This window comes from Cohaesibacter intestini, assembly GCF_003324485.1.
Taxonomy (GTDB): Bacteria; Pseudomonadota; Alphaproteobacteria; order Rhizobiales; family Cohaesibacteraceae; genus Cohaesibacter; species Cohaesibacter intestini.
The window spans coordinates 932,675-951,642 of record NZ_QODK01000001.1; the positions used below are offsets into that span (position 1 = coordinate 932,675).

At 55.4% G+C, this 18,968-nt stretch carries 16 protein-coding genes and 1 tRNA gene; 8 read left to right on the forward strand and 9 right to left on the reverse strand.

Annotated features, from left to right (window positions below):
- Window positions 1-134 precede the first annotated feature (134 nt).
- The 4 genes from tesB to DSD30_RS04005 all read left to right on the forward strand — a co-directional run bounded on the left by tesB (window position 135) and on the right by DSD30_RS04005 (window position 4,757).
- Window positions 135-1,001 (forward strand): acyl-CoA thioesterase II, encoded by an 867-nt coding sequence (gene tesB, locus DSD30_RS03990; protein ID WP_114008630.1) that lies wholly within the window; start codon window positions 135-137, stop codon window positions 999-1,001.
- A 346-nt stretch (window positions 1,002-1,347) separates the two neighbouring features.
- Window positions 1,348-1,686: a P-II family nitrogen regulator gene (locus DSD30_RS03995; protein ID WP_114008258.1), complete on the forward strand. Its 339-nt coding sequence runs from the start codon at window positions 1,348-1,350 to the stop codon at window positions 1,684-1,686.
- Between the two features lie 45 nt (window positions 1,687-1,731).
- Window positions 1,732-3,105 (forward strand): ammonium transporter, encoded by a 1,374-nt coding sequence (locus tag DSD30_RS04000; protein WP_114008259.1) that lies wholly within the window; start codon window positions 1,732-1,734, stop codon window positions 3,103-3,105.
- Window positions 3,106-3,533: 428 nt separating this feature from the next.
- Window positions 3,534-4,757: an ammonium transporter gene (locus DSD30_RS04005; RefSeq protein WP_114008260.1), complete on the forward strand. Its 1,224-nt coding sequence runs from the start codon at window positions 3,534-3,536 to the stop codon at window positions 4,755-4,757.
- Between the two features lie 112 nt (window positions 4,758-4,869).
- Here the strand turns inward: DSD30_RS04005 and DSD30_RS04010 are convergent, their stop codons facing one another.
- The 4 genes from DSD30_RS04010 to DSD30_RS04025 form a co-directional block, all read right to left on the reverse strand.
- Window positions 4,870-5,091 carry a Trm112 family protein gene (locus tag DSD30_RS04010; protein WP_114008261.1) on the reverse strand — a complete coding sequence of 74 codons (222 nt, stop codon included), beginning with the start codon at window positions 5,089-5,091 and terminating at the stop codon, window positions 4,870-4,872.
- 23 nt (window positions 5,092-5,114) lie between these two features.
- Window positions 5,115-5,816, reverse strand: coding sequence for an LON peptidase substrate-binding domain-containing protein (locus tag DSD30_RS04015; RefSeq protein WP_114008262.1), 702 nt, complete (start codon window positions 5,814-5,816; stop codon window positions 5,115-5,117).
- A gap of 127 nt (window positions 5,817-5,943) precedes the next feature.
- Window positions 5,944-6,957 (reverse strand): thioredoxin, encoded by a 1,014-nt coding sequence (gene trxA / locus DSD30_RS04020; RefSeq protein WP_245418347.1) that lies wholly within the window; start codon window positions 6,955-6,957, stop codon window positions 5,944-5,946.
- Window positions 6,958-7,137: 180 nt separating this feature from the next.
- Window positions 7,138-7,674, reverse strand: a complete 537-nt coding sequence (locus tag DSD30_RS04025) for a prolyl-tRNA synthetase associated domain-containing protein (protein ID WP_114008263.1) — start codon at window positions 7,672-7,674, stop codon at window positions 7,138-7,140.
- A gap of 280 nt (window positions 7,675-7,954) precedes the next feature.
- Between DSD30_RS04025 and DSD30_RS04030 the strand changes: the two genes are divergently transcribed.
- Window positions 7,955-8,029 (forward strand) — tRNA-Gly (locus tag DSD30_RS04030).
- 202 nt (window positions 8,030-8,231) lie between these two features.
- A complete protein-coding gene (locus DSD30_RS04035; RefSeq protein WP_114008264.1) occupies window positions 8,232-9,398 on the forward strand; it encodes an iron-containing alcohol dehydrogenase in 1,167 nt (388 codons plus the stop codon).
- 74 nt (window positions 9,399-9,472) lie between these two features.
- Here the strand turns inward: DSD30_RS04035 and DSD30_RS04040 are convergent, their stop codons facing one another.
- The 3 genes from DSD30_RS04040 to DSD30_RS04050 form a co-directional block, all read right to left on the reverse strand.
- A complete protein-coding gene (locus DSD30_RS04040; protein ID WP_114008265.1) occupies window positions 9,473-10,747 on the reverse strand; it encodes a TRAP transporter large permease in 1,275 nt (424 codons plus the stop codon).
- Window positions 10,748-10,753: 6 nt separating this feature from the next.
- Complete coding sequence (locus DSD30_RS04045) at window positions 10,754-11,245, reverse strand: TRAP transporter small permease (RefSeq protein ID WP_114008266.1); 492 nt, start codon at window positions 11,243-11,245, stop codon at window positions 10,754-10,756.
- Window positions 11,246-11,574: 329 nt separating this feature from the next.
- Window positions 11,575-12,555 carry a TRAP transporter substrate-binding protein gene (locus DSD30_RS04050; RefSeq protein ID WP_114008267.1) on the reverse strand — a complete coding sequence of 327 codons (981 nt, stop codon included), beginning with the start codon at window positions 12,553-12,555 and terminating at the stop codon, window positions 11,575-11,577.
- Between the two features lie 720 nt (window positions 12,556-13,275).
- On the opposite strand from DSD30_RS04050, the gene DSD30_RS04055 reads away from it, so the two are divergent.
- Entirely contained in the window at window positions 13,276-14,616 is a 1,341-nt protein-coding gene (locus DSD30_RS04055; RefSeq protein ID WP_114008268.1) for a sigma-54-dependent transcriptional regulator, read from the forward strand.
- Between the two features lie 9 nt (window positions 14,617-14,625).
- Here the strand turns inward: DSD30_RS04055 and DSD30_RS04060 are convergent, their stop codons facing one another.
- Window positions 14,626-16,353, reverse strand: coding sequence for an ATP-binding protein (locus tag DSD30_RS04060; RefSeq protein WP_157967553.1), 1,728 nt, complete (start codon window positions 16,351-16,353; stop codon window positions 14,626-14,628).
- Window positions 16,354-16,614: 261 nt separating this feature from the next.
- On the opposite strand from DSD30_RS04060, the gene DSD30_RS04065 reads away from it, so the two are divergent.
- Window positions 16,615-18,171, forward strand: a complete 1,557-nt coding sequence (locus DSD30_RS04065; protein WP_114008270.1) for a hypothetical protein — start codon at window positions 16,615-16,617, stop codon at window positions 18,169-18,171.
- Here the strand turns inward: DSD30_RS04065 and DSD30_RS04070 are convergent.
- Window positions 18,168-18,941, reverse strand: coding sequence for a DeoR/GlpR family DNA-binding transcription regulator (locus DSD30_RS04070; protein ID WP_114008271.1), 774 nt, complete (start codon window positions 18,939-18,941; stop codon window positions 18,168-18,170). The two genes, DSD30_RS04065 and DSD30_RS04070, sit on opposite strands and share 4 nt — an antisense overlap.
- Window positions 18,942-18,968: the final 27 nt, after the last annotated feature.

Here is an 18,968-nt window from a genome sequence, read left to right on the forward strand (position 1 = left end):
TTGCATCCCGATCAAACTGGGGCAGTGTTGATGCCCAGAAAATGCTATGTGCGCTTTGGTGGCCGAAGGGATGCCAGAGCGGGCCGGTGCGCCGGACCCGATGAATGAAAAGCAAGAAAGAACAGGATCTGACCATGACCACTGCCATCGACAATCTTCTCTCCATTCTTGACCTTGAACGGCTGGAGCAGAATCTGTTTCGGGGGCGCAGCCCGCAGGATGGCTGGCAACGGGTGTTTGGCGGTCAGGTGATCGGTCAGGCGCTGGTGGCCGCTTCTCGGACCGTGGAAAGCGACCGGGCAGCTCATTCCCTGCATTGCTATTTCATGCGGCCGGGCGATCCTTCGGTGCCGATCATCTATGAAGTGGACACCTTGCGCGACGGGCGGTCCTTTGTCACCCGCCGGGTGCTGGCCATTCAGCATGGCAAGCCGATCTTTTCCATGTCGGCGAGCTTTCATCGCCATGAGAAGGGTCTGGAACATCAGATTGCCATGCCTGATATTCCGGCTCCTGAAGCGCTGCCGAATGAAGCGGACATGATTGAGGCCTATATGGCAGAGGCGCCGCAAAATATTAAAGCCTATTTCCGTCGCGAACGGCCGATCGAGCTGCGTCCGGTCAATATGGAGCATTATACCACCGACAAGAAAATGGAACCGCTGCAATATGTCTGGGTGCGGACAACGTCTCGCCTGCCCGATGACCTGTCGATCCACAAATGTGCGCTGGCCTATGCCTCGGACATGACGTTGCTCGACACGTCGCTCTTTCCTCATGGCAAATCGGTCTTCAACAATGATGTCAGCCCGGCGAGCCTTGATCACGCCATGTGGTTCCATGCGGACTTCCGGGCGGATGAATGGCTGCTTTACAGTCAGGATAGTCCATGGACCGGCGGTGCGCGAGGCTTCTCGCGCGGGTCGCTCTATCGCCGGGACGGCACGCTGGTGGCCAGTGCCTGTCAGGAAGGACTGATCCGCATTCTCGATCGCCGGTAGGAGATTGCGATAGGTCTATTGCCTCATGCTGCGGCAGGGCAAGATTCTGAAAAGACTCATGCTTCGGCATTGAGCATCTCTGAGAGCAAAATTCTGACTATTTTATAGGCATAGTTTTTTCTATGCCTATTTTTTTGTCATTTTTTTCTGATGCACAATTATCATGCACGGGTTAATATTTTGGCAATATTGGTTATTATTGTTGTAAATCAAATATTTATAAATTTTTTTCGCAAACTGGCACGGCTCTTGAAAGGAGAGGGACAGCAATCGCTAAGCTTCACCCCGGTCTCCTGACGATTGGGGTGGGCATCCAAAAACCCAAAGAGGGACATGAGAGAGTGCCATGAAGTTCATTATCGCCATTATCAAGCCATTCAAGCTGGAAGCCGTGCGTGAAGCATTGTCTGCTGAAGGCGTGGAAGGTCTGACCGTTACCGAAGTCAAGGGATTTGGTCGTCAGCGCGGCCATACCGAGATTTATCGCGGAACCGAGTATTCCGTCAGCTTCCTGCCGAAGCTGAAAATCGAAGTTGCTGTCACCGCAGACAAGGTCGAGAAAACCGTCGAAGCCATTTCCAAGGCTGCTGCGACCGGTCAGATCGGCGATGGCAAGATCTTCGTCACCTCTCTTGAGCATGTCATGCGGATTCGCACCGGCGAAACCGACACCGACGCGCTCTAAGCTCCAACCCGTTCCAGTAGAAGCGAAAAAATCAAGGACAACACAATGTCGAAAGTAACCCTTGCCCTTCTTGTTGGCGCAGCTACCTTCGTTGCGGGCCCGGCCCTTGCACAGGAAGCCGCCGCTCCAGCCGCAGAGGCAGCCGCTGCAGCTCCAGCTTACGCGACCGCTGCTGATACCGCTTATATCTTCAACACCCTGCTTTTCCTGATCGGTGGCTTCCTCGTGATGTGGATGGCTGCAGGCTTTGCCATGCTTGAAGCTGGCCTTGTCCGCACCAAGAACGTCTCCATGCAGAGCCTGAAAAACATTGCGCTCTATGCCATTGCCGGCATCATGTACTGGCTGATCGGTTATAACCTGATGTATACCGGCGTTGATGGCGGCTATGTTGGCTCCTTCTCGCTGATTTACGCTCTGGACCCGGTTGGTCTTGAGGGCGCAGACTCCGCAGCTCTGCTCGAAACCGGTTACTCGACCGCGTCGGACTGGTTCTTCCAGATGGTGTTTGTGGCAACCGCTGCATCCATCGTGTCCGGTACCCTGGCTGAGCGTATCAAACTGTGGCCATTCATGATCTTCGTGGTCGTGCTGACCGGCTTCATCTACCCAATTGCCGGTTCGTGGCAGTGGGGCGGCGGCTGGTTGTCCGAAATGGGCTTCTCCGACTTTGCCGGTTCGACCCTCGTGCACTCCGTTGGCGGCTGGGCTGCTCTGGCCGGTGCCATCCTGCTCGGTGCTCGTAAAGGCAAGTATGGCGAAGGTGGTCAGGTTACCCCGATGCCTGCTTCGAACATTCCGCTTGCGACCCTTGGTACTTTCATCCTGTGGCTCGGTTGGTTCGGCTTTAACGGTGCGTCCCAGCTTGCCATGGGTACCATCGGTGATGTTTCCGATATCTCCCGCATCTTCGCCAACACCAACATGGCTGCGGCCGCTGGCGTTGTGTCCGTGATGATCCTGATGCAGATCCTGTATAAGAAGGTCGACGTGACCATGGTTCTCAACGGCGCACTGGCTGGTCTGGTTGCCATCACTGCTGAACCTCTGAACCCAACCATCGCTCAGGCTATCTTCATCGGTGCCGTTGGTGGTGCGATTGTTGTCTTCGCGGTTCCTGCGCTCGACAAACTGAAAATCGATGACGTTGTCGGTGCGATCCCGGTTCACCTTCTGGCTGGTATCTGGGGTACGCTGATCGTTCCTCTGACCAACTCTGAAACTTCTTATGTTACCCAGCTGATCGGTGTCGCCGCTTATGGTGCCTTCACTCTGGTTCTCTCCTTCGTCGTCTGGATGATCCTGAAAGTCACCATGGGTATCCGCGTCAGCGAAGAAGAAGAATATCTCGGCCTCGACAAAACCGAGATTGGCGTGGAAGCCTATCCTGAATTCGGTCAGGGCAGCCAGCGCATGTAAGATTTCGAGATGGGAGGCTTCGGTCTCCCTCTCCTCCCAACTATAAGCCCATAAGGGTACCAGAGGGGATAACCCGCCAAATCTAGGATTTGGCGGGTTTCTTCATGTTTTGGGGTTGGGCCGCAGATATTGCATCTGACTGGTTTCTTGTTGTTTTGAGGTTGGGAGGGATAGTCAGTGAAAGCGCTTAGAAAAGCATCAGTTTTCAGATTGTGATTAATATGTGTGCAATTGCCTAGGCTTTGCGGGCAGAAAATAGGCATAGAGCAGTTGCTTATTTTTCAATCAAATGCAAACTATGTCTAACTTGCTGAATTTATTTAATAATAAATCATGTCGCCTAATTGGCATGCATTTTGTTTACCCAGACGGAAAAATTGAAAAAATTTGCGCCCTTTTTGGGCATACCGTCTTTGGAGGCAAAATCTATGCAAGGGGCACAAGTTGGAGCGGACGTGTTTTTCGTCCTGCTCGGGGCTATTCTCGTCTTTGCGATGCATTCCGGCTTCGCTTTTCTTGAAGTGGGAACCGTTCGTCACAAAAACCAGGTCAATGCACTGGTCAAGATCCTGGTGGACTTCGCCATTTCCACCATTGTCTATTTCTTCTTTGGCTATGCCATTGCCTATGGCACATCGTTTCTGGTGTCCGCAACCGAGCTATCCGGTTCGGTGGGCGGCGTGTTCGAGCCTCAGGGTCTGACGCTGGTCAAATTCTTCTTTCTGACCACCTTTGCTGCTGCCATTCCGGCGATCATCTCGGGCGGCATTGCAGAGCGGATGAAGTTTGCGCCGCAGTGCTTTGCCACCGTGGCGCTGGTTGGCTTTGTCTATCCCCTGTTTGAAGGCATTATGTGGGGTGGCAATTTCGGCATTCAGGGCTGGTTTGAAGCCACACTTGGTGCCCAGTTTCATGATTTTGCCGGTTCCATCGTCGTCCATGCGGTGGGTGGCTGGATTGCTCTGGCTGCGGTGATGTTGCTTGGTGCCCGCATTGGGCGCTATGGCAAGGATGGACGGCCGCTCGGCATTCCGCCGTCCTCCGTGCCTTGGCTGGCTTTGGGCTCGTGGCTGTTGTGCGTTGGCTGGTTCGGCTTCAATGTGATGACCGCCCAGTCGCTGGAAAGCATTTCCGGTCTGGTGGCGATGAACAGCCTGATGGCGATGGTCGGTGGCATTCTTACCGCGCTTGTCGCCGGGCGCAATGATCCGGGCTTCATCCATAACGGTGCGTTGGCTGGTCTTGTCGCAGTCTGTGCCGGTTCTGACATTATGCATCCGCTCGGCTCGCTGATTGTCGGCGGCGTGGCTGGCGTGGTCTTTGTTTATGCCTTCAATCTTTGCCAGAACAAGTTCAAGGTTGATGATGTGCTCGGTGTCTGGCCGCTGCATGGCCTGTGCGGTCTGTGGGGTGGCATTGCTGCTGGCATCTTCGGCAGCACCGCTCTTGGCGGTATGGGGGGCGTCACCTTTGCCTCGCAGTTGGTCGGTTCTCTGCTTGGGGCTGGCTATGCTTTCGCGAGTGGCTTTGTCGTCTATGGCATTCTGAAACAGGCCATTGGCCTGCGCCTGTCGGCTGATGACGAGCGACTGGGCGCCGATCTTGCCATCCATAAAATCTCGGCAACGCCGGAAAGTGACATCACGCGATAATCAACAAAGCAGCAGACCCGTTTCCAGAGGGTCAACAAAAAGAGGCGGGCACCTTTGCAAGAAGGTGACCCGCCCGTTGTCTTTTTGGGAGCCGAATCGTGGGGGCCTGAGCCTATTGTTCCAACATGCGCGCTTCGCTCGGCAGCATGATCGGCACGCCAAAGCGGATTGGATAGGCGAGCTTGGCCTTGCGGCTGATCAGTTCCTGTTTTTCTGCATCATATTCAAGCGTGCATTTGGTCACCGGACAGACGAGAATTTCCAACAGCTTGCGGTCGACCATGCCAGTCTGTTCGCTGCGATTGTCATTGTTGGTGCTTTCAAGGGTCGCCATGACAGCTTCTCCGTTGGGTGGCTTTATTGCAGCGTGGCTGGGGCATCGCTTGCGTCATTGGCCAGATGCATTTCGGTGATGGCGATCAGGGTTTCTGCTCTGAGGGCCAGGCTCTCGGCCTCCAGCAGGGCCTGCTTTTCGGCAATACCATATGGGCTCATCATCGACAGGGAATTGACCAGAATCTCGTTGGAGGATTTGCCGACATTGTCCCAGTCTGCCTCCATGTCATTGGCATCGAGAAAAGCGCGGAAGATGTCAAGTACGCCCTCGCGGTTGACCTGATCTTCACCAAAGCCCTCGATCAGATCCTCGGCATAGTCTTCGCAATCAATCTCTGCCATGCGGAAGGGCAGGTGCGATTCTATCTCCGAGACCAGCTGGAATCGGCACAGGCCGGACAGGGTGATCAGAACACGTCCGTCACCGGTCTCGCCAAAGGCGGTGATCCGGCCCAGACACCCGATGCGCTGAAGCTGCGATGCGTCTGCCTCATCTTCCTGTTTGCTGGCCTGTGAGGCGTCTGGTGTGGGCTTGGGCTGGATGATGCCGATGATGCGGTCATGGCGGATGGCATGGTCGATCATCGCCAGATAGCGGTCTTCGAAGATGTTCAGCGGCATTTGCGTCCGCGGCAGCAGCAAGGCCTCCTCAAGCGGGAAGAGGGGAATGATACCCGGAATGTCGCGTGGGCTGTCATAAAGGGCATTTCCTGCCTGAGCCATGAGATATCCTTTTTGCTGTGTCAAACCATGGGCGGGCCGCCGTCGAGCATGCATCCTGTGTCATTCCCGCCAGTCTAACGCGGGAATGCGGCATTTGTCAGGATGGGCTGGCTGTCCGGGCCTCGCCTCAAGAAAACAGGATCGAGGACAATTGACGACGTCCGTAAACGCTGGCCTTGTCCATCACGCCCCAGCTTTCAAAGAATTGCAAAAGCTGCTTGCGCGCCCCGTCCTCTCCCCATTCGCGATCCTTCTTGATGATCGTGATCAGTTGGTCGACGGCCTCCTGTCGCTTGTTTTTACCGTTCAAAGCGACAGCCAGATCAAATCTGGCCTGATGATTGTCCGGATCGGCGTCGACTTTTTTCTGCAACTCACCCACTTCGCCCAGATCGGCGCTTTGCTCTGCCAGTTCCAGACGGGCCTTGAGCGCAACGACCGCTTTGTCTTTTACAGCGTCTTCAGGCAGTGATTCGAACACATCGCGGGCGCGTTCCAGCTCATCGAGCGCAATGAAGCATTTGGCAATGCCGATCACGGCGGGCAGGTGGTCGCTCGATTGTTGCAGGATGGCGCCGTAAATCTGCAGGGCTTCGGCAGTCTGGCCTTCTTCAAACAGAGCGTCGGCCTGTTTGCAGGCTTCCTCCAGCGGGTCGGCTTGTGGTTCAGTGCCATTCTTGTCGATGAAGGCCTTGATTTGGCTTTCCGGCTGGGCGCCCATGAAGCCATCGACCGGGCGACCATCCTTGAAGGCTACGACGGCGGGGACGGACTGAATACCCATCTGGCCGGGAATGGCCGGCTCTTCGTCGATGTTGAGCTTGACCATCTTGACCCGGCCCTTGGCTTCGGTGACGGCCTTTTCCAGCAATGGCATCAATTGTTTGCAGGGGCCGCACCATGGGGCCCAGAAATCGACAAGGACAGTGGTGGTGCGCGAAGCTTCGATGACATCCTGCATGAAGCTCTGCGTTGTGGTGTCCTTGATCAGGGGGCCTTCAGGAGCCTTGGGTTTGGGCGCAGGCTTTGGCGCTGCCTGAGGAGCTGGCGTGCCAAAGGAGGCACTGACGGAGCCGGAGCCTTGGGACGCATTGAAGCTGGCGGACATGCCGCTGCCATAACCGAAGGACTTGTTGTTCATGGATACGGTCCTTTTTGTGGGACTGTTGTCATTTGTGGGGGCAATGGATCATCGCACGCCCTTGATTCGGAGCCGCAATCAAACTGCGACAGATTGTTCGCCTCAATATGGGACAGCCGCCATCGGGCTTCAATGCTTCAATGGTGATGTGCCGGCTGCTTGGGACGATAGGGGAAGCTTCTAAACAGCTTCCTCTGTTTTTTCCAGTTTGACAATGGTTGGTTCGTGGCCCGTTGCCTTGAAAAAGGCCAGAAGGTCGTCGCGGGCGATGGCTGTGGTGGCAGTGTTTTCAAGCGGGTGGAAGTTCAGCAACTCCCATTCAAGCAGATGGGAATCAAGCACCAACTGAACCTTGTGCTCGTTGCGGTCATTGAACAGAGCGAAAGGGGTGACAGACCCGGGACGTACACCGAGCCGCTCCCACAAAAGATCGGCATTGCCAAAGCTGACGCGGCCGCAGGCGTATTTTTTGTGAAAGCTCTTGAGATCCACTTCGGTATCGTTGATGCAGACCACCAGAATCACATTGCCCTTTTTGTCTTTCAAAAACAGGTTCTTGGTGTGGCCACCCGGTAGATCCTGTTTGATCTTGTGGCTTTCATCAACGGTGAAGACCGCTTCGTGATCATGGGTCTTGGTGTTGATACTCAGGGATGCAAAAAAATCGAGAAGATCCTGGCGGCTGGCTGGCTGATTTTCGGGTTGGGTGTTGGTCACGGCACGTCTCTTTCTTTGCTTGGCATCGTCTCTTCCCTCTGCTCTTAGGCGTGTTTGGCAGCGCCATCAAGGAAAAGTGCAACGGATGCTCTGTAGAAATAAGGGGGCGTTTTTCCCCCTTTGTGAAAAAAATACACAGCCAGTGGGAAAAAGTGTTTTTTTGTAATTTCTCTGTTGCATTTGGTCTGCAGGTCGTACATATAAGCATCCGTCGGCGACACGGAGCGTTGCCTGACAGCGACAACTTGTTGCTAACGGTTTGATAAACCGAATAAGTTTCGCGGGTGTAGCTCAGGGGTAGAGCACAACCTTGCCAAGGTTGGGGTCGTGGGTTCGAATCCCATCGCCCGCTCCATTTTAAAAGCCTTCGCTGAAAAGCGGAGGCTTTTTTCGTTTTGGGCGTTGTAATTGCGCATTTTTCCATCCCATTTGTCCATGGCAATGCCCGGCTTTTCGCTAGGACGATCTGCCTCAGGCCGTTGACAAGACGCCTTGTCCTTTTCTTAGATTCCTTGTGGTATTGACACCTTTCCTGTCTGCCTAAAAGGAGCCTATCGATGCCTCACGCTCTCTCCCAGTTTCAATTTTTGACCGCCGCCGATCTTCGCTTCGGGCGCGGGGTGGCACATGCGGCGCTTGATGCGCTTGCCGGGCTCGGTGGGCGTCTGTTGCTGGTGCAAGGGCACGACGGGTCGCGTGCCGATTGGTTGGTGGACGCTCTGACGGATCACGGCGCCGTGGTGTGCCGCTTTTCGGTCGAGCGGGAACCGGACCTGCCAATGATCGAAGCGGGGCTTGCTGTGGCCCGAGGCGCGCGCGTGGAGGCGGTTATTGCCCTTGGCGGCGGTGCGGTGATTGATGCAGGCAAGGCGCTGGCCGGTCTCATCCCGTCGACGCGACCGATTATGGATCATCTCGAAGTGGTGGGCCGCGGCTTGCCGCTCGAGGCACGGCCCTTGCCGTTTGCCGCCATGCCAACCACGGCCGGTACCGGGGCGGAAGTGACCAAGAATGCGGTGATTGCGGTGCCAGAGGCCAAGCGCAAGGTGAGCCTTCGTGATCGCCATATGCTGCCGGATCTGGCGCTCGTCGATCCGAGCCTGACCGACCATTTGCCAAAGCCAATCACGCTGGCCAGTGGTCTTGATGCGGTGACGCAGGTAATCGAGCCCTTTCTGTCCTGCAAGGCCAATCGCCTGACGGATGCCCTTTGTCGCGATGCAATCCCACAGGGGCTCAAAGCGCTGGTTCTGCTGATGGAGAGGGAAAGCAAGGAGGCAAGGGACGATTTGGCCTGGACGAGCCTGTGTGGCGGTCTGGCGCTGGCCAATGCGGGATTGGGCGCCGTGCATGGCTTTGCGGGCGTTCTTGGCGGGGTGACAGGCGCGGCCCATGGGGCCATTTGTGGGGCCTTGCTGCCCCATGTACTAGCGGCCAATGAAACGGCCCTGATGCGGTTGTCGGATCAGGAAGCAATCCTTGCTCGGATGCAGGCCGTTCGCGGATGGATTGCCGAGGCAGTTGATTGTGACGCTCAGAACGCTTTTGACTGTCTGGCCCGCTGGTCTCAGGCGCAGGGGTTGCCCGGCTTGAAGGCGCTTGGTCTCACAGCTGAGATGATCGGCGATGTTGCCGAACAATCGCGAATTTCCTCTTCTATGAAGGGCAATCCGGTGGCGCTTGATAGCGATCTGTTGACGGGCATTCTTGGTCGCGCTCTGTGACCACAAGCAACGGGCATAAAAAAAGCGGCCCCGTATGAGGGGGCCGCAAGTTTGTCTTGGTGGTCCAACTTTTCTTATTTGAAGAGGTAAGGCAGGGTGGTCGATACCGCCGGCGTCATTGTGATACAGACCAGAGCTGCCAGCAGGGCCAGCAGATAAGGCATGGTTGCCTTCATGACCTTTTCAAGCGGCACCTTGGTGATGGCACTGGCAACAAAGAGGTCAAGGCCAACCGGCGGGGTGATGCAGCCAATGGCAAGGTTCATGACCATGACAACGCCGAAATGGATCGGGTCGATGCCCATGGTCAAGGCGACCGGCAGGAAGATCGGGGTCAGAATGACCACCGCTGCGGAGGCATTCACCAGAGTCCCAAGCACCAGCAGCAGCACGTTCATGATCAGCAGGAACAGAATGGGTGAGGAGGTGAAATCGGTCACCGCCTGGCCAACCATGTGTGGGATCTGCAGGTTGGTCATCAGCCAGCCAAAGATTTTGGAGGCACCCACAAGGAACATGATCAGCGTGGTGCCGATCACGGCCTTGAAGATGATCTGCGGGAAATCCTTGATGCTTAGCTCGCGATAGACGAACAGCCCTACGACGATGCCATAGACAGCTGCAACAGCGGCGGCTTCGGTTGGCGTGAAGATACCGGAATAGATACCGCCGATGATGATAACCGGGGTCATCAGGGCCCAGAAGGCGTCCTTGATGGCTTTGGCCAGTTTCACGCAGGAGAAGTTGCCTTCCGGTGGGATCTTGTTTTTCTTGGCAAGATACCAGCCCATGGCGCACATGACGCCACCCATGATCAGGCCCGGCAGGACGCCAGCCATGAACAGGTCACCGATCGAGACGTTGGCGATGACGCCATAGACAACGAAGGTGATGGAAGGAGGGATAACAATGCCGACGGTGCCTGCGGCTGCGACAATGCCGGTGGCCATTTCGCGTTTGTAGCCCTTCTGCTCCATTTCGTTGACCATGGTCGAGCCGATGGCCGCGGTGGTGGCGGCAGACGAGCCGGAAATGGCGGCGAAGAACATGCCCGCGACCGCAACGGCCTGTGCCAGACCGCCGGTGAAGGAGCCAACCATGGCCTGAGCGACATTGACCAGACGGGAGGTCACGCCACCGGCCGACATGAAGGCACCAGCCAACATGAAGAAAGGCACCGCCATGAAGGAGAAGGAATCAATGCCTGAGAAGAGGTTGTTGACGATCAGGACCTGCGGCAGATCCATATAGACGAACAGCACCAGAGAGACCGACAGGGCCAGCGCATAAGCCACTGGAACACCAATCAGTGCCATGCCGATAAAGGCGAGAATGAGGACGGTTTCCATAAGGGCTTATCCTTCTGCTTGCTCGGAATTGCCGAGCGACTTGAAGATCTTCACCGTATCCTTGACGTGATACATCAGCATCAGAATGCCGGACAGCGGCATGATGGCATAGACATAGCTCATGGACAGGCCAAGACCCGGTGAGGTCTGGAAGGTCATGGTTTCGGTCATTTTCCAGCCCTGCACGATCAACAGCAGGATGAAGACATAGCCACATGCATTGATGAAGAGATTGAGCAGGAAGCCCGGTTTTGTGCCGTTCAGGATGCGGGGCAGCAGTTCCACGGCCAGATGACCGTCTTCACCCATGATCAGGGCGGATCCAAGGAAGACCACCCAGACAAAGAGGAAGCGTGCCAGCTCTTCGGACCATTCAAAGGAAAAGCCGAAAATGTAACGGGTGATGACCTGCAGGAAGATGATCGCCAGCATGACAATCATGGCGGTCACCGAAATTCCGTAGAGCGTTTTGCGCAGGAACTTGAAAATGATATCCATCGCCTAAGACCTTCTGAGGCACCGTCAGGCCGGATTGTCATGCCCGAACTGTGCCATGTGCCATATTGTTGATGGGACCACGTGCCGTGGCCCGGTTCTGCTCGCCCCGCATGGAGTGGGGGCATGAGCCTGTCTGTCTGCCATCTGGTCCGGATCCGTGCGGGATCCCCTTCAGACGGTCAACGTCTCCGGTCGCTGTTGCGGGTTTTGGGGTGCGGCGATGCACCGGCGCATCTGGGAGACGTATGGGAGATTTGCTTTACGCCCCGGTGAGGGATCGGGTGGGGTTCGGGGCGTAAAGCGCTATTGGGATTAATAAGATGGAGGTCTTATTTGGCGCGCAAAGCGTTGATCTTGTCGATATTTTCCTGACCGACGGTTTTTGCGAACATGGAGATCACAGGGGCAGTTGCTTCAGCAAATTTGGAACGATCAACTTCGATCACTTCCATTTTGCCAGTTGCCTTGATCTGGTCCCAATATTTGTTGTCCTGATCTTCGGAAATCGCGCGCTGCCAAGCGATGGATTCTTTTGCAGCTTCTTCGATGATCTTCTTCTGTTCATCATTCAGCTTGCCCCAAGAGATCATGGAGATGACCATTGGCTCTGGCGAATAGGCGTGCGCGGTTTTGGAAGCGTATTTCTGAACTTCGAAGAAACGCTTGGTGAAGATGTGAGCGGATGGGTTTTCCTGACCGTCAACGGTGCCCTGCTGCATGGCAGAGTAGAGTTCGCTGAAAGCCATCGGGGTTGGGGAGGCGCCAAGAGACTTCATCATTTCAACGAAGATCTTGTTGGTCATGACACGGATTTTCAGGTCAGCCAGATCGGCAGGGGTTTCGATCGGACGGGTGTTGTTGGTCATGTGGCGGATGCCGTTTTCCATGTAGCCCAACAGCTTGATGCCACGACCTTCAAGGGTTTTGCCCAGTTCCATGCCGACGCTATCGAGAGACTTGTAAGCGTGCTGACGGTCTTCGAACAGGAATGGCAAATCGAAAATGGAGATCTGTGGCTGGAACTGACCCAGAACGGCGGTACCGACCAGTGCCATGTCAACAGCACCGAAGACCATGCCTTCGATCAGGTCTTTCTGACCACCAAGCTGGGAGCTCGGGAAGACTTTGATTTCGATTTTGCCGTCGCTTTTTTCTTTGACCAGCTCAGCAAATTTGTCAGCGCCCTGCCCATATGGGTGGGACGGAACAGCAATGTGGCCGAGTTTGAGAGTGACATCAGCAGCCCATGCAGGCACTGCCATTGCAGCTGCCACGAGGCCGGCACCGAGAATACTTGCAAGACGGTTCATAATAACCTCCCTACCTTGCGAATTTCTGGATTGGTCGAGACGGTCTATTGATACAACCACCCATACCAACGAAATGGCTGCAAATCAGTTGGTGATTTGCAGAAGGTCCAAGGGAACGCGGCTGGCGAATGTGACCATCCGCATACTGGGCGTCCCGTGATGGATGCCCTTTTGGGTAGCAAGGCCTATGCCAAGGCTGGTGGACCTCGCCTTTTGGCTAGGAGGGGTTGCGACTGGAAGCAATCTAATCTGGCTGCTAACGAGCTGAAATCTTTTGTCTTTTCAACTCAATTGCCGCCGAATGCCGTTCTTGGATGAGACAAGCTGACGCGGAGTTATAGGCTTTGGCGCCCCTTGGGGCGGGACTTCTGGCTGGTTGATGGCACGCGCATTGCGCCCGGGCTTGAAATGTTGTGCGGATTTCCAGACAAGGGTGGGGCTTTTGTCTGGATGGCCGCACAAGATTGCCGCTAGAATTGCCGGGCAGAGGGGCGATCAAGCGGTCTGAAGACTGAAAGTTTGGGAACAAGTTTTCTCGTGTTGGGCGATATGCATCAAAGCGCCAGAGAGATGACTTGTCCTAAAGATCCAGATAGGATCTTTGGGAGCCTGTATAAACAGCATCATATGAGCCGGGACCGCGACACAGGACTGCAGCGATCAGGTTGGCAGGCAAGGGAAAGGACGCAGCGGACCAGCGGCTGCGGCACAGTGTGACACATGGACATTTCCATCATCTATGTTGAAGACGACAAGAGCGTTCAATTTGCCTACCAGCAATCGATGAAAATGGCAGGCTTCGCCGTGCAGGCGGTCGACACTGCGGAAGCGGGCCTTGAGCTGGTGAAAAAGAATCGCGAATCCATCGTGGTCTCCGACATCCGGTTGCCGGGCATGTCGGGCATTGAATTGATGCATCAGGTGCTCAAGCTCGATGAGGATATGCCGATTGTGCTGGTCACTGGGCACGGAGATGTAGAGATGGCGGTCAATGCCATCAAGCTTGGGGCCTATGATTTCATCGAAAAACCCTGCAACAGCGAACGCCTGACCGAGGTGCTGAAACGGGCCATCGAGAAAAGACGGCTGGTGCTGGAAAATCAGCAACTGCGGCTGGCGCAAAAGACCCGCAAGGGGCCGACCATGATTGGCCAGAGCAAGGTGATGCAACAGATCCGCGAGACTCTTCTGAACATTTCCGACACCGATGCAGATGTCTTGATTCAGGGCGAGACCGGCACGGGCAAGGAGGTTGTTGCCAATTGCATCCATATGTGGAGCAGCCGGCGGGATCGCCATTTTGTGCCGCTCAATTGTGCTTCTTTTCCTGACACCCTGTTTGAAAGCGAAATGTTCGGCCATGAAGCCGGGGCCTTTACCGGGGCGTCAAAGAAGCGTATCGGCAAGATCGAGCATGCCAATCAGGGAACCTTGTTCCTCGACGAGATCGAGAGCATGCCGCTTGATATTCAGGCCAAGTTTCTGCGGGTGTTGCAAGAACGCAGCGTTGAGCGGTTGGGTGACAACAAGATCATCCCCGTCGATTGCCGGGTGGTCGCGGCGACCAAGGAAAATCTGCTCGATCTCAGCCAGCGAAAAGAGTTCCGCCTTGATCTGTTTTATCGGCTCAATGTGGTGACGATCGATCTGCCGCCGTTGCGCAACCGGCGTGAGGATATCCCGGAGCTGTTCTACTTTTTTGCAAGCGAAGCGGCGCAGCATTATCACCGCCCTGTGCCCGATATCCAGCCGGAATTGTTGATCTGGCTGCAGACACAGGACTGGCCGGGCAATGTGCGGGAACTCAAACACACTGCGGACCGGTATGTGCTGGGGCTGTTTGCGCCCGATATCGAGGGGGGTGCGGTCAGTGATGACCATCGGATGGGCCTATCCGCCTCCCTTGATGCCTTTGAGAAAAGGATGATTGAAGGGGCCTTGCAACAACATGGAGGCCATGTAGGATCGGCCGCCAAGCAGCTTTTGTTGCCGCGCAAAACCCTTTATGACAAGCTCAACCGTCATGGCATCCAGCCCGAGACCTTTCGCGAGACTGACTGAACCGAGCGGTCAGATATGCTTTGGGAACAGCTCTTCGAGTGCGCGGTCATCTTCAGCGCTGTTGCCTTTGCGCGTCTCATCCTTCCATTCGGTCCAGGTCAGGGTGAATTCGGCCCCTCCCTCGGGGTGATTGCCGACCGTGATCGAGCCTTCTGAATTTTCCAGAATGCCCTTGACGATGGCCAGACCGAGGCCGGTGCCGCTCTTTTTGGTCGTGTAGAAGGATTCATAGATTTTCGAGGGGTCCGGAATGCCCGGACCATTGTCGCGCAGCTTGACGATGACCTTCTGATCCTTGCGGGCAATGGAAATGGTGATGCGTTTTTTGCTCTGATCGGCCATGGCCTCAATGGCGTTGGTGATCAGGTTGGAGAAAATCTGACCCAGACCGATTTCGTTGCAAGGCACCTCGATGTCGGCTTGTGTGGTGTGGAATTGCAGCTGCACATCCTGTTTCTTGAGGGTCAATTGGAACAGATGCAATGAGCTGTGGGCGGCTTCGACGATGTTGGCATGGCCGCGCGGCACACGGTGGCGACTGGCAAAGGACTTGAGCTGGGATATTTGCTGCTTCAGCCGTTCGATATGGGAGGAGACCAGCATCAGATTGTCGTCGACATCCTTATACATCTTGCGCTCGAGCAACAGACGGGATGTGTCGAGCAACATATAGATGGCCGACAGGGGCTGATTGAAGTCGTGCGCCACTTCGGTGGCCATCTGGCCGATGGCAGCCAGCTTGGAATTTTCGGTCAGTTGGGTGCGCAGTTTTTGTATGCTGCGTTTATACTTGTTGCGAATGTTGCGATAGAGGAACACGACGCTGAGGTAAATCAGCAACGTGATGATGGCGACCAGCAGCAGGGACTGGTAGATCGGTCGGGCGGGCTGGATCGAATGAATGGTCCAGCCAAATTCGACGATCTCTTCCTGCAGGGAGAAGGTGGTCGGGAACAGGCAGGCATAGTTCGGATCCTTGTAGACGGTGATGCTGCCCAACCGGTAGCAGCGTTTGCGGGCAATCGGATTGTGGGTGGTGCGTGCTGGCGGAATGGATCGATCCAGCAGACCGACGGTGCTCGAGCCGACCTGCCCGAAGGTCTTGTGTTTCCAGCTTTCATTCGAGCTGAGGAAAATAGTGCCGTCGACGTCGGAGACCAGAATGTCGTCAGGGCCGGAGCGCCAGACCTTTTCGAGCTCGGAGAGATTGACCTCAACCGCGATCACCCCAATGATGTCTTCGTCTTTTCTCAGGCCATAAGAGAGGAAGAAGCCCGGTGTCGTTGACGACAGACCGACGCCATAAAACTGTCCCAGCCGCCCCGCCATCGCATCCTTGAAATAGGGCCGGAAGCCGAGATTTCTGCCGACATAGCTATCCTCGCGGTGCCAGTTGCTGGCGGCTGTGACCTTGCCTGTCCTGTCGAGCACATAGATTGCCGACACGTTGGTGGCATATTTGGTTCGTTGCAGGAAATATCCGCTCTCTACCGGATCAAACCTGTCGCTCAGTATTTCAAGGATCCGATCATTCTGCGACAGGATGAAGGGCAGGAACTTGTAACGCGCAACCTCAGTTTCAAGGCTGGTGCGGTACATGTTGAGCAGCAATTCACTCGCGCCAATCTTGTTCTGCACGTCGGTCAGGAAGGGATTGGAAACCATCAGAAAGATGGCGGCGACCAGCAGGCCATGCAACAGCCAGCTTTTCAGGCGTGACAGAAATCGTCCAATCATCGTGTCTTCCATCCTGCGGGTCAGGGGACGCAGCAAATGTCCCGGATTGTTGGGCAGAGTGCCATGCGCGCGCAGGATACGCTTTAGCGTGGATCATGTAGCGGTAGAAATTGTTGTTGCTCCGCTTTGATGGGGCTTTGAGGAGCTGCCATTCTGTTTGCGTCTCTTATTTGCGGCTATTCGGGTGCCACAGTCACCATTAATCCTTCTCTAATGGGAAATGGGGTAAATGTGGAGCATAGATATTGACGAAGTTGGCCAATGACAGACACTTCCGCATTCCAGTTCTGGCAGGGTGCCGCGCTTTCAGCGGGCAACCGGCGACAGCTTGATCCTGCATCAAGCCTGTCGATGCGCGTCCTGCATACGGTGCTCGTCTTTGTTCTGGCCATAACGGTCAGTGCCTTGCCGGTGGCGACCCACTTTGTCAGCATGCCATTGGCCATTGTGACCCAGATTTGTCTGGCCAGCATGGTTGCCGTCTATCTGACACCGGCAGCGCCGCTGGTGGTGTTGTTCACGCTGATTTTTCAGAATTTCTTCGTCTCTTTGTTCTCTGACTTTCTCGTCAGCGCCGATGATTACAATTTCGTCCGTGGCTACAATTTCCTGACGATGATTGTCATCTGGCTGTGGCTGTTTGGCCGGTATGCGCTCAACTGGCGCGACCATGATCGCGAGACCAACCGGATCATGGGTGTGGGATTCATCGCTTTCTGCTTGATCGGTGTCTATCTGATCCTTGGCATGGCCAAGAATCCGACCGGAGCGGTGATCTATCTGCGCAATATCATTGCCCCTTTTGCGCTGTTTCAGATCTATTTTCTGGTCAGTCTGAAATTTCCCACCCGCCTCAATGATCAGATCGTTGCCTTGACGGGGATCATTGTCGGTTTGGGGTTGATCGAGGCGATTGATCGCTCGCTCTGGATGGACATCACCAATGGCTGGACGCTTTGGACCTTTGGTACGACGCAGGACCGACTCAATCTGGTCTGGGATGCGGTTGTCGCCCGGCAAGGAACCGTGATGACCGATATTTTCGATTCCATGCGGGTTCATTTTCTCAACACGCCGTTGCTGGGGGATAATGGCTTCACCATTCTGCGGATGAGCGGGCCGAACAATCACGCCATTTCCTATTCCTATCTGCTGTCCATGCTGGCTTTGGTGATGATGTTTACCGGCCGGGCCTGGTGGTTTGTGTTTCTGTTTCCGCTGATGCTGCTGTCCAGTGCCAAGGGTGCGCTGATCATGCTGTTGCTTGTCTGCTGTGCTGCATTGGCACGCTGGCTGTTCGGGGCGATGATCGCTCTGGCCGGGCTGCTGGTGGTGTTGGTCATCTATTTTGTGCTCGGGGTGAAGATCGGCCTCGATATTGGCGACTTTCACGTTCTGGGCTTCATGGGCGGGGTGCATGATTTCCTGTCCAACCCGTTTGGCCGGGGTCTTGGAGACGGGGGCAACTTCACCACTGATTTCAGCAAGCTGGACTGGCCTGCCTATCAGGCTGCTGGCCGGACACCCTTTGCGATTGAAAGTGCGGTCGGGGTGTTGATGCGGCAAATGGGCATTGCCGGCTTCATGCTGCTTGGATGCTATGCATGGGTGGCAGCACAGACCTTCAAGCTGTCACTGCAATCACGCGTGATGCTGCATTCCGTGCTGAGCTTCAGCCTGATGATCATTCTGGTGAATGGGGTCTTTCAGGAAGAGGCCTTGTTCGCGCCGATGGCACTTGGGGCCATCATGGCGCTGAATGGCCATGTTCTGGGCAACTGGCTGCGGGCAGGGGTGCCTGCCCGCTCCGCGGCCTAGACGACAAACAGCTTGGCCCCATGCTGGTCGAGCTGCATCTTGATGTCGGTTGGCGGTGTGCCATCGGTGAAAAGCGCAGAGATGTTGCGGACATGACCAAGCTCCACCGTCGCGGTGGTGTTGAACTTGGTGGAATCGGCAGCGATGAAAATGTTGCGGGCGGTTTTCATCATGCTCTGGACCATGATGACTTCATTGAATTCATAATCGAGCAAGGTGCCATCGGCGTCGATGGAGCCGCAACTGGCGATCAGATAATCAACCCGGAAATGATTGATGAAGTCCAAAGCCGTTGAGCCGATGATGCCGCCATTGGTGCTGCGCAATTTGCCGCCGGGCACCATCACATTGAAGTCTTTCTTCTGATACAGCACATTGGCGACCCGCATGCTGTTGGTGATGACCTGCAGGCCGGAATGTTGCAGCAGATGGCGGGCGATGATTTCGGTGGTGGTGCCGATGGCCAGAAAGACCGAGCTGTTGTCCGGGATCTGGGCGACCAAAGCCTTGGCGATGGCCTCCTTTTCTTCCGTCTCGGATACCTGCCGGACCGCATAGTCAAGATTGACCACCGAGGAATTGCGCGCAGCCCCGCCATGATGGCGAATCAGCAGTTTCTGATCGCTCAGTTTTTTGATGTCGCGTCGAATGGTCTGGGCGGAAACATCGAGCAGCTCGGTCAACTCCTCCACGCTCACATAACCCTTGTCGTTGACTTCCTTGAGCAGGGTGTCGTGGCGGGGATTGCCTACGATGACGGCATTTGGCATGGGACTTCAGCTTTCTTCCTGCATGCT

Coding starts and splice junctions, on each gene's coding strand:
- tesB (WP_114008630.1), top strand. CDS start 135: ATGACCACTGCCATCGACAATCTTCTCTCCATTCTTGACCTTGAACGG.
- DSD30_RS03995 (WP_114008258.1), top strand. CDS start 1,348: ATGAAGTTCATTATCGCCATTATCAAGCCATTCAAGCTGGAAGCCGTG.
- DSD30_RS04000 (WP_114008259.1), top strand. CDS start 1,732: ATGTCGAAAGTAACCCTTGCCCTTCTTGTTGGCGCAGCTACCTTCGTT.
- DSD30_RS04005 (WP_114008260.1), top strand. CDS start 3,534: ATGCAAGGGGCACAAGTTGGAGCGGACGTGTTTTTCGTCCTGCTCGGG.
- DSD30_RS04010 (WP_114008261.1), bottom strand. CDS start 5,091: ATGGCGACCCTTGAAAGCACCAACAATGACAATCGCAGCGAACAGACT.
- DSD30_RS04015 (WP_114008262.1), bottom strand. CDS start 5,816: ATGGCTCAGGCAGGAAATGCCCTTTATGACAGCCCACGCGACATTCCG.
- trxA (WP_245418347.1), bottom strand. CDS start 6,957: ATGAACAACAAGTCCTTCGGTTATGGCAGCGGCATGTCCGCCAGCTTC.
- DSD30_RS04035 (WP_114008264.1), top strand. CDS start 8,232: ATGCCTCACGCTCTCTCCCAGTTTCAATTTTTGACCGCCGCCGATCTT.
- DSD30_RS04040 (WP_114008265.1), bottom strand. CDS start 10,747: ATGGAAACCGTCCTCATTCTCGCCTTTATCGGCATGGCACTGATTGGT.
- DSD30_RS04045 (WP_114008266.1), bottom strand. CDS start 11,245: ATGGATATCATTTTCAAGTTCCTGCGCAAAACGCTCTACGGAATTTCG.
- DSD30_RS04050 (WP_114008267.1), bottom strand. CDS start 12,555: ATGAACCGTCTTGCAAGTATTCTCGGTGCCGGCCTCGTGGCAGCTGCA.
- DSD30_RS04055 (WP_114008268.1), top strand. CDS start 13,276: ATGGACATTTCCATCATCTATGTTGAAGACGACAAGAGCGTTCAATTT.
- DSD30_RS04060 (WP_157967553.1), bottom strand. CDS start 16,353: ATGATTGGACGATTTCTGTCACGCCTGAAAAGCTGGCTGTTGCATGGC.
- DSD30_RS04065 (WP_114008270.1), top strand. CDS start 16,615: ATGACAGACACTTCCGCATTCCAGTTCTGGCAGGGTGCCGCGCTTTCA.
- DSD30_RS04070 (WP_114008271.1), bottom strand. CDS start 18,941: ATGCCAAATGCCGTCATCGTAGGCAATCCCCGCCACGACACCCTGCTC.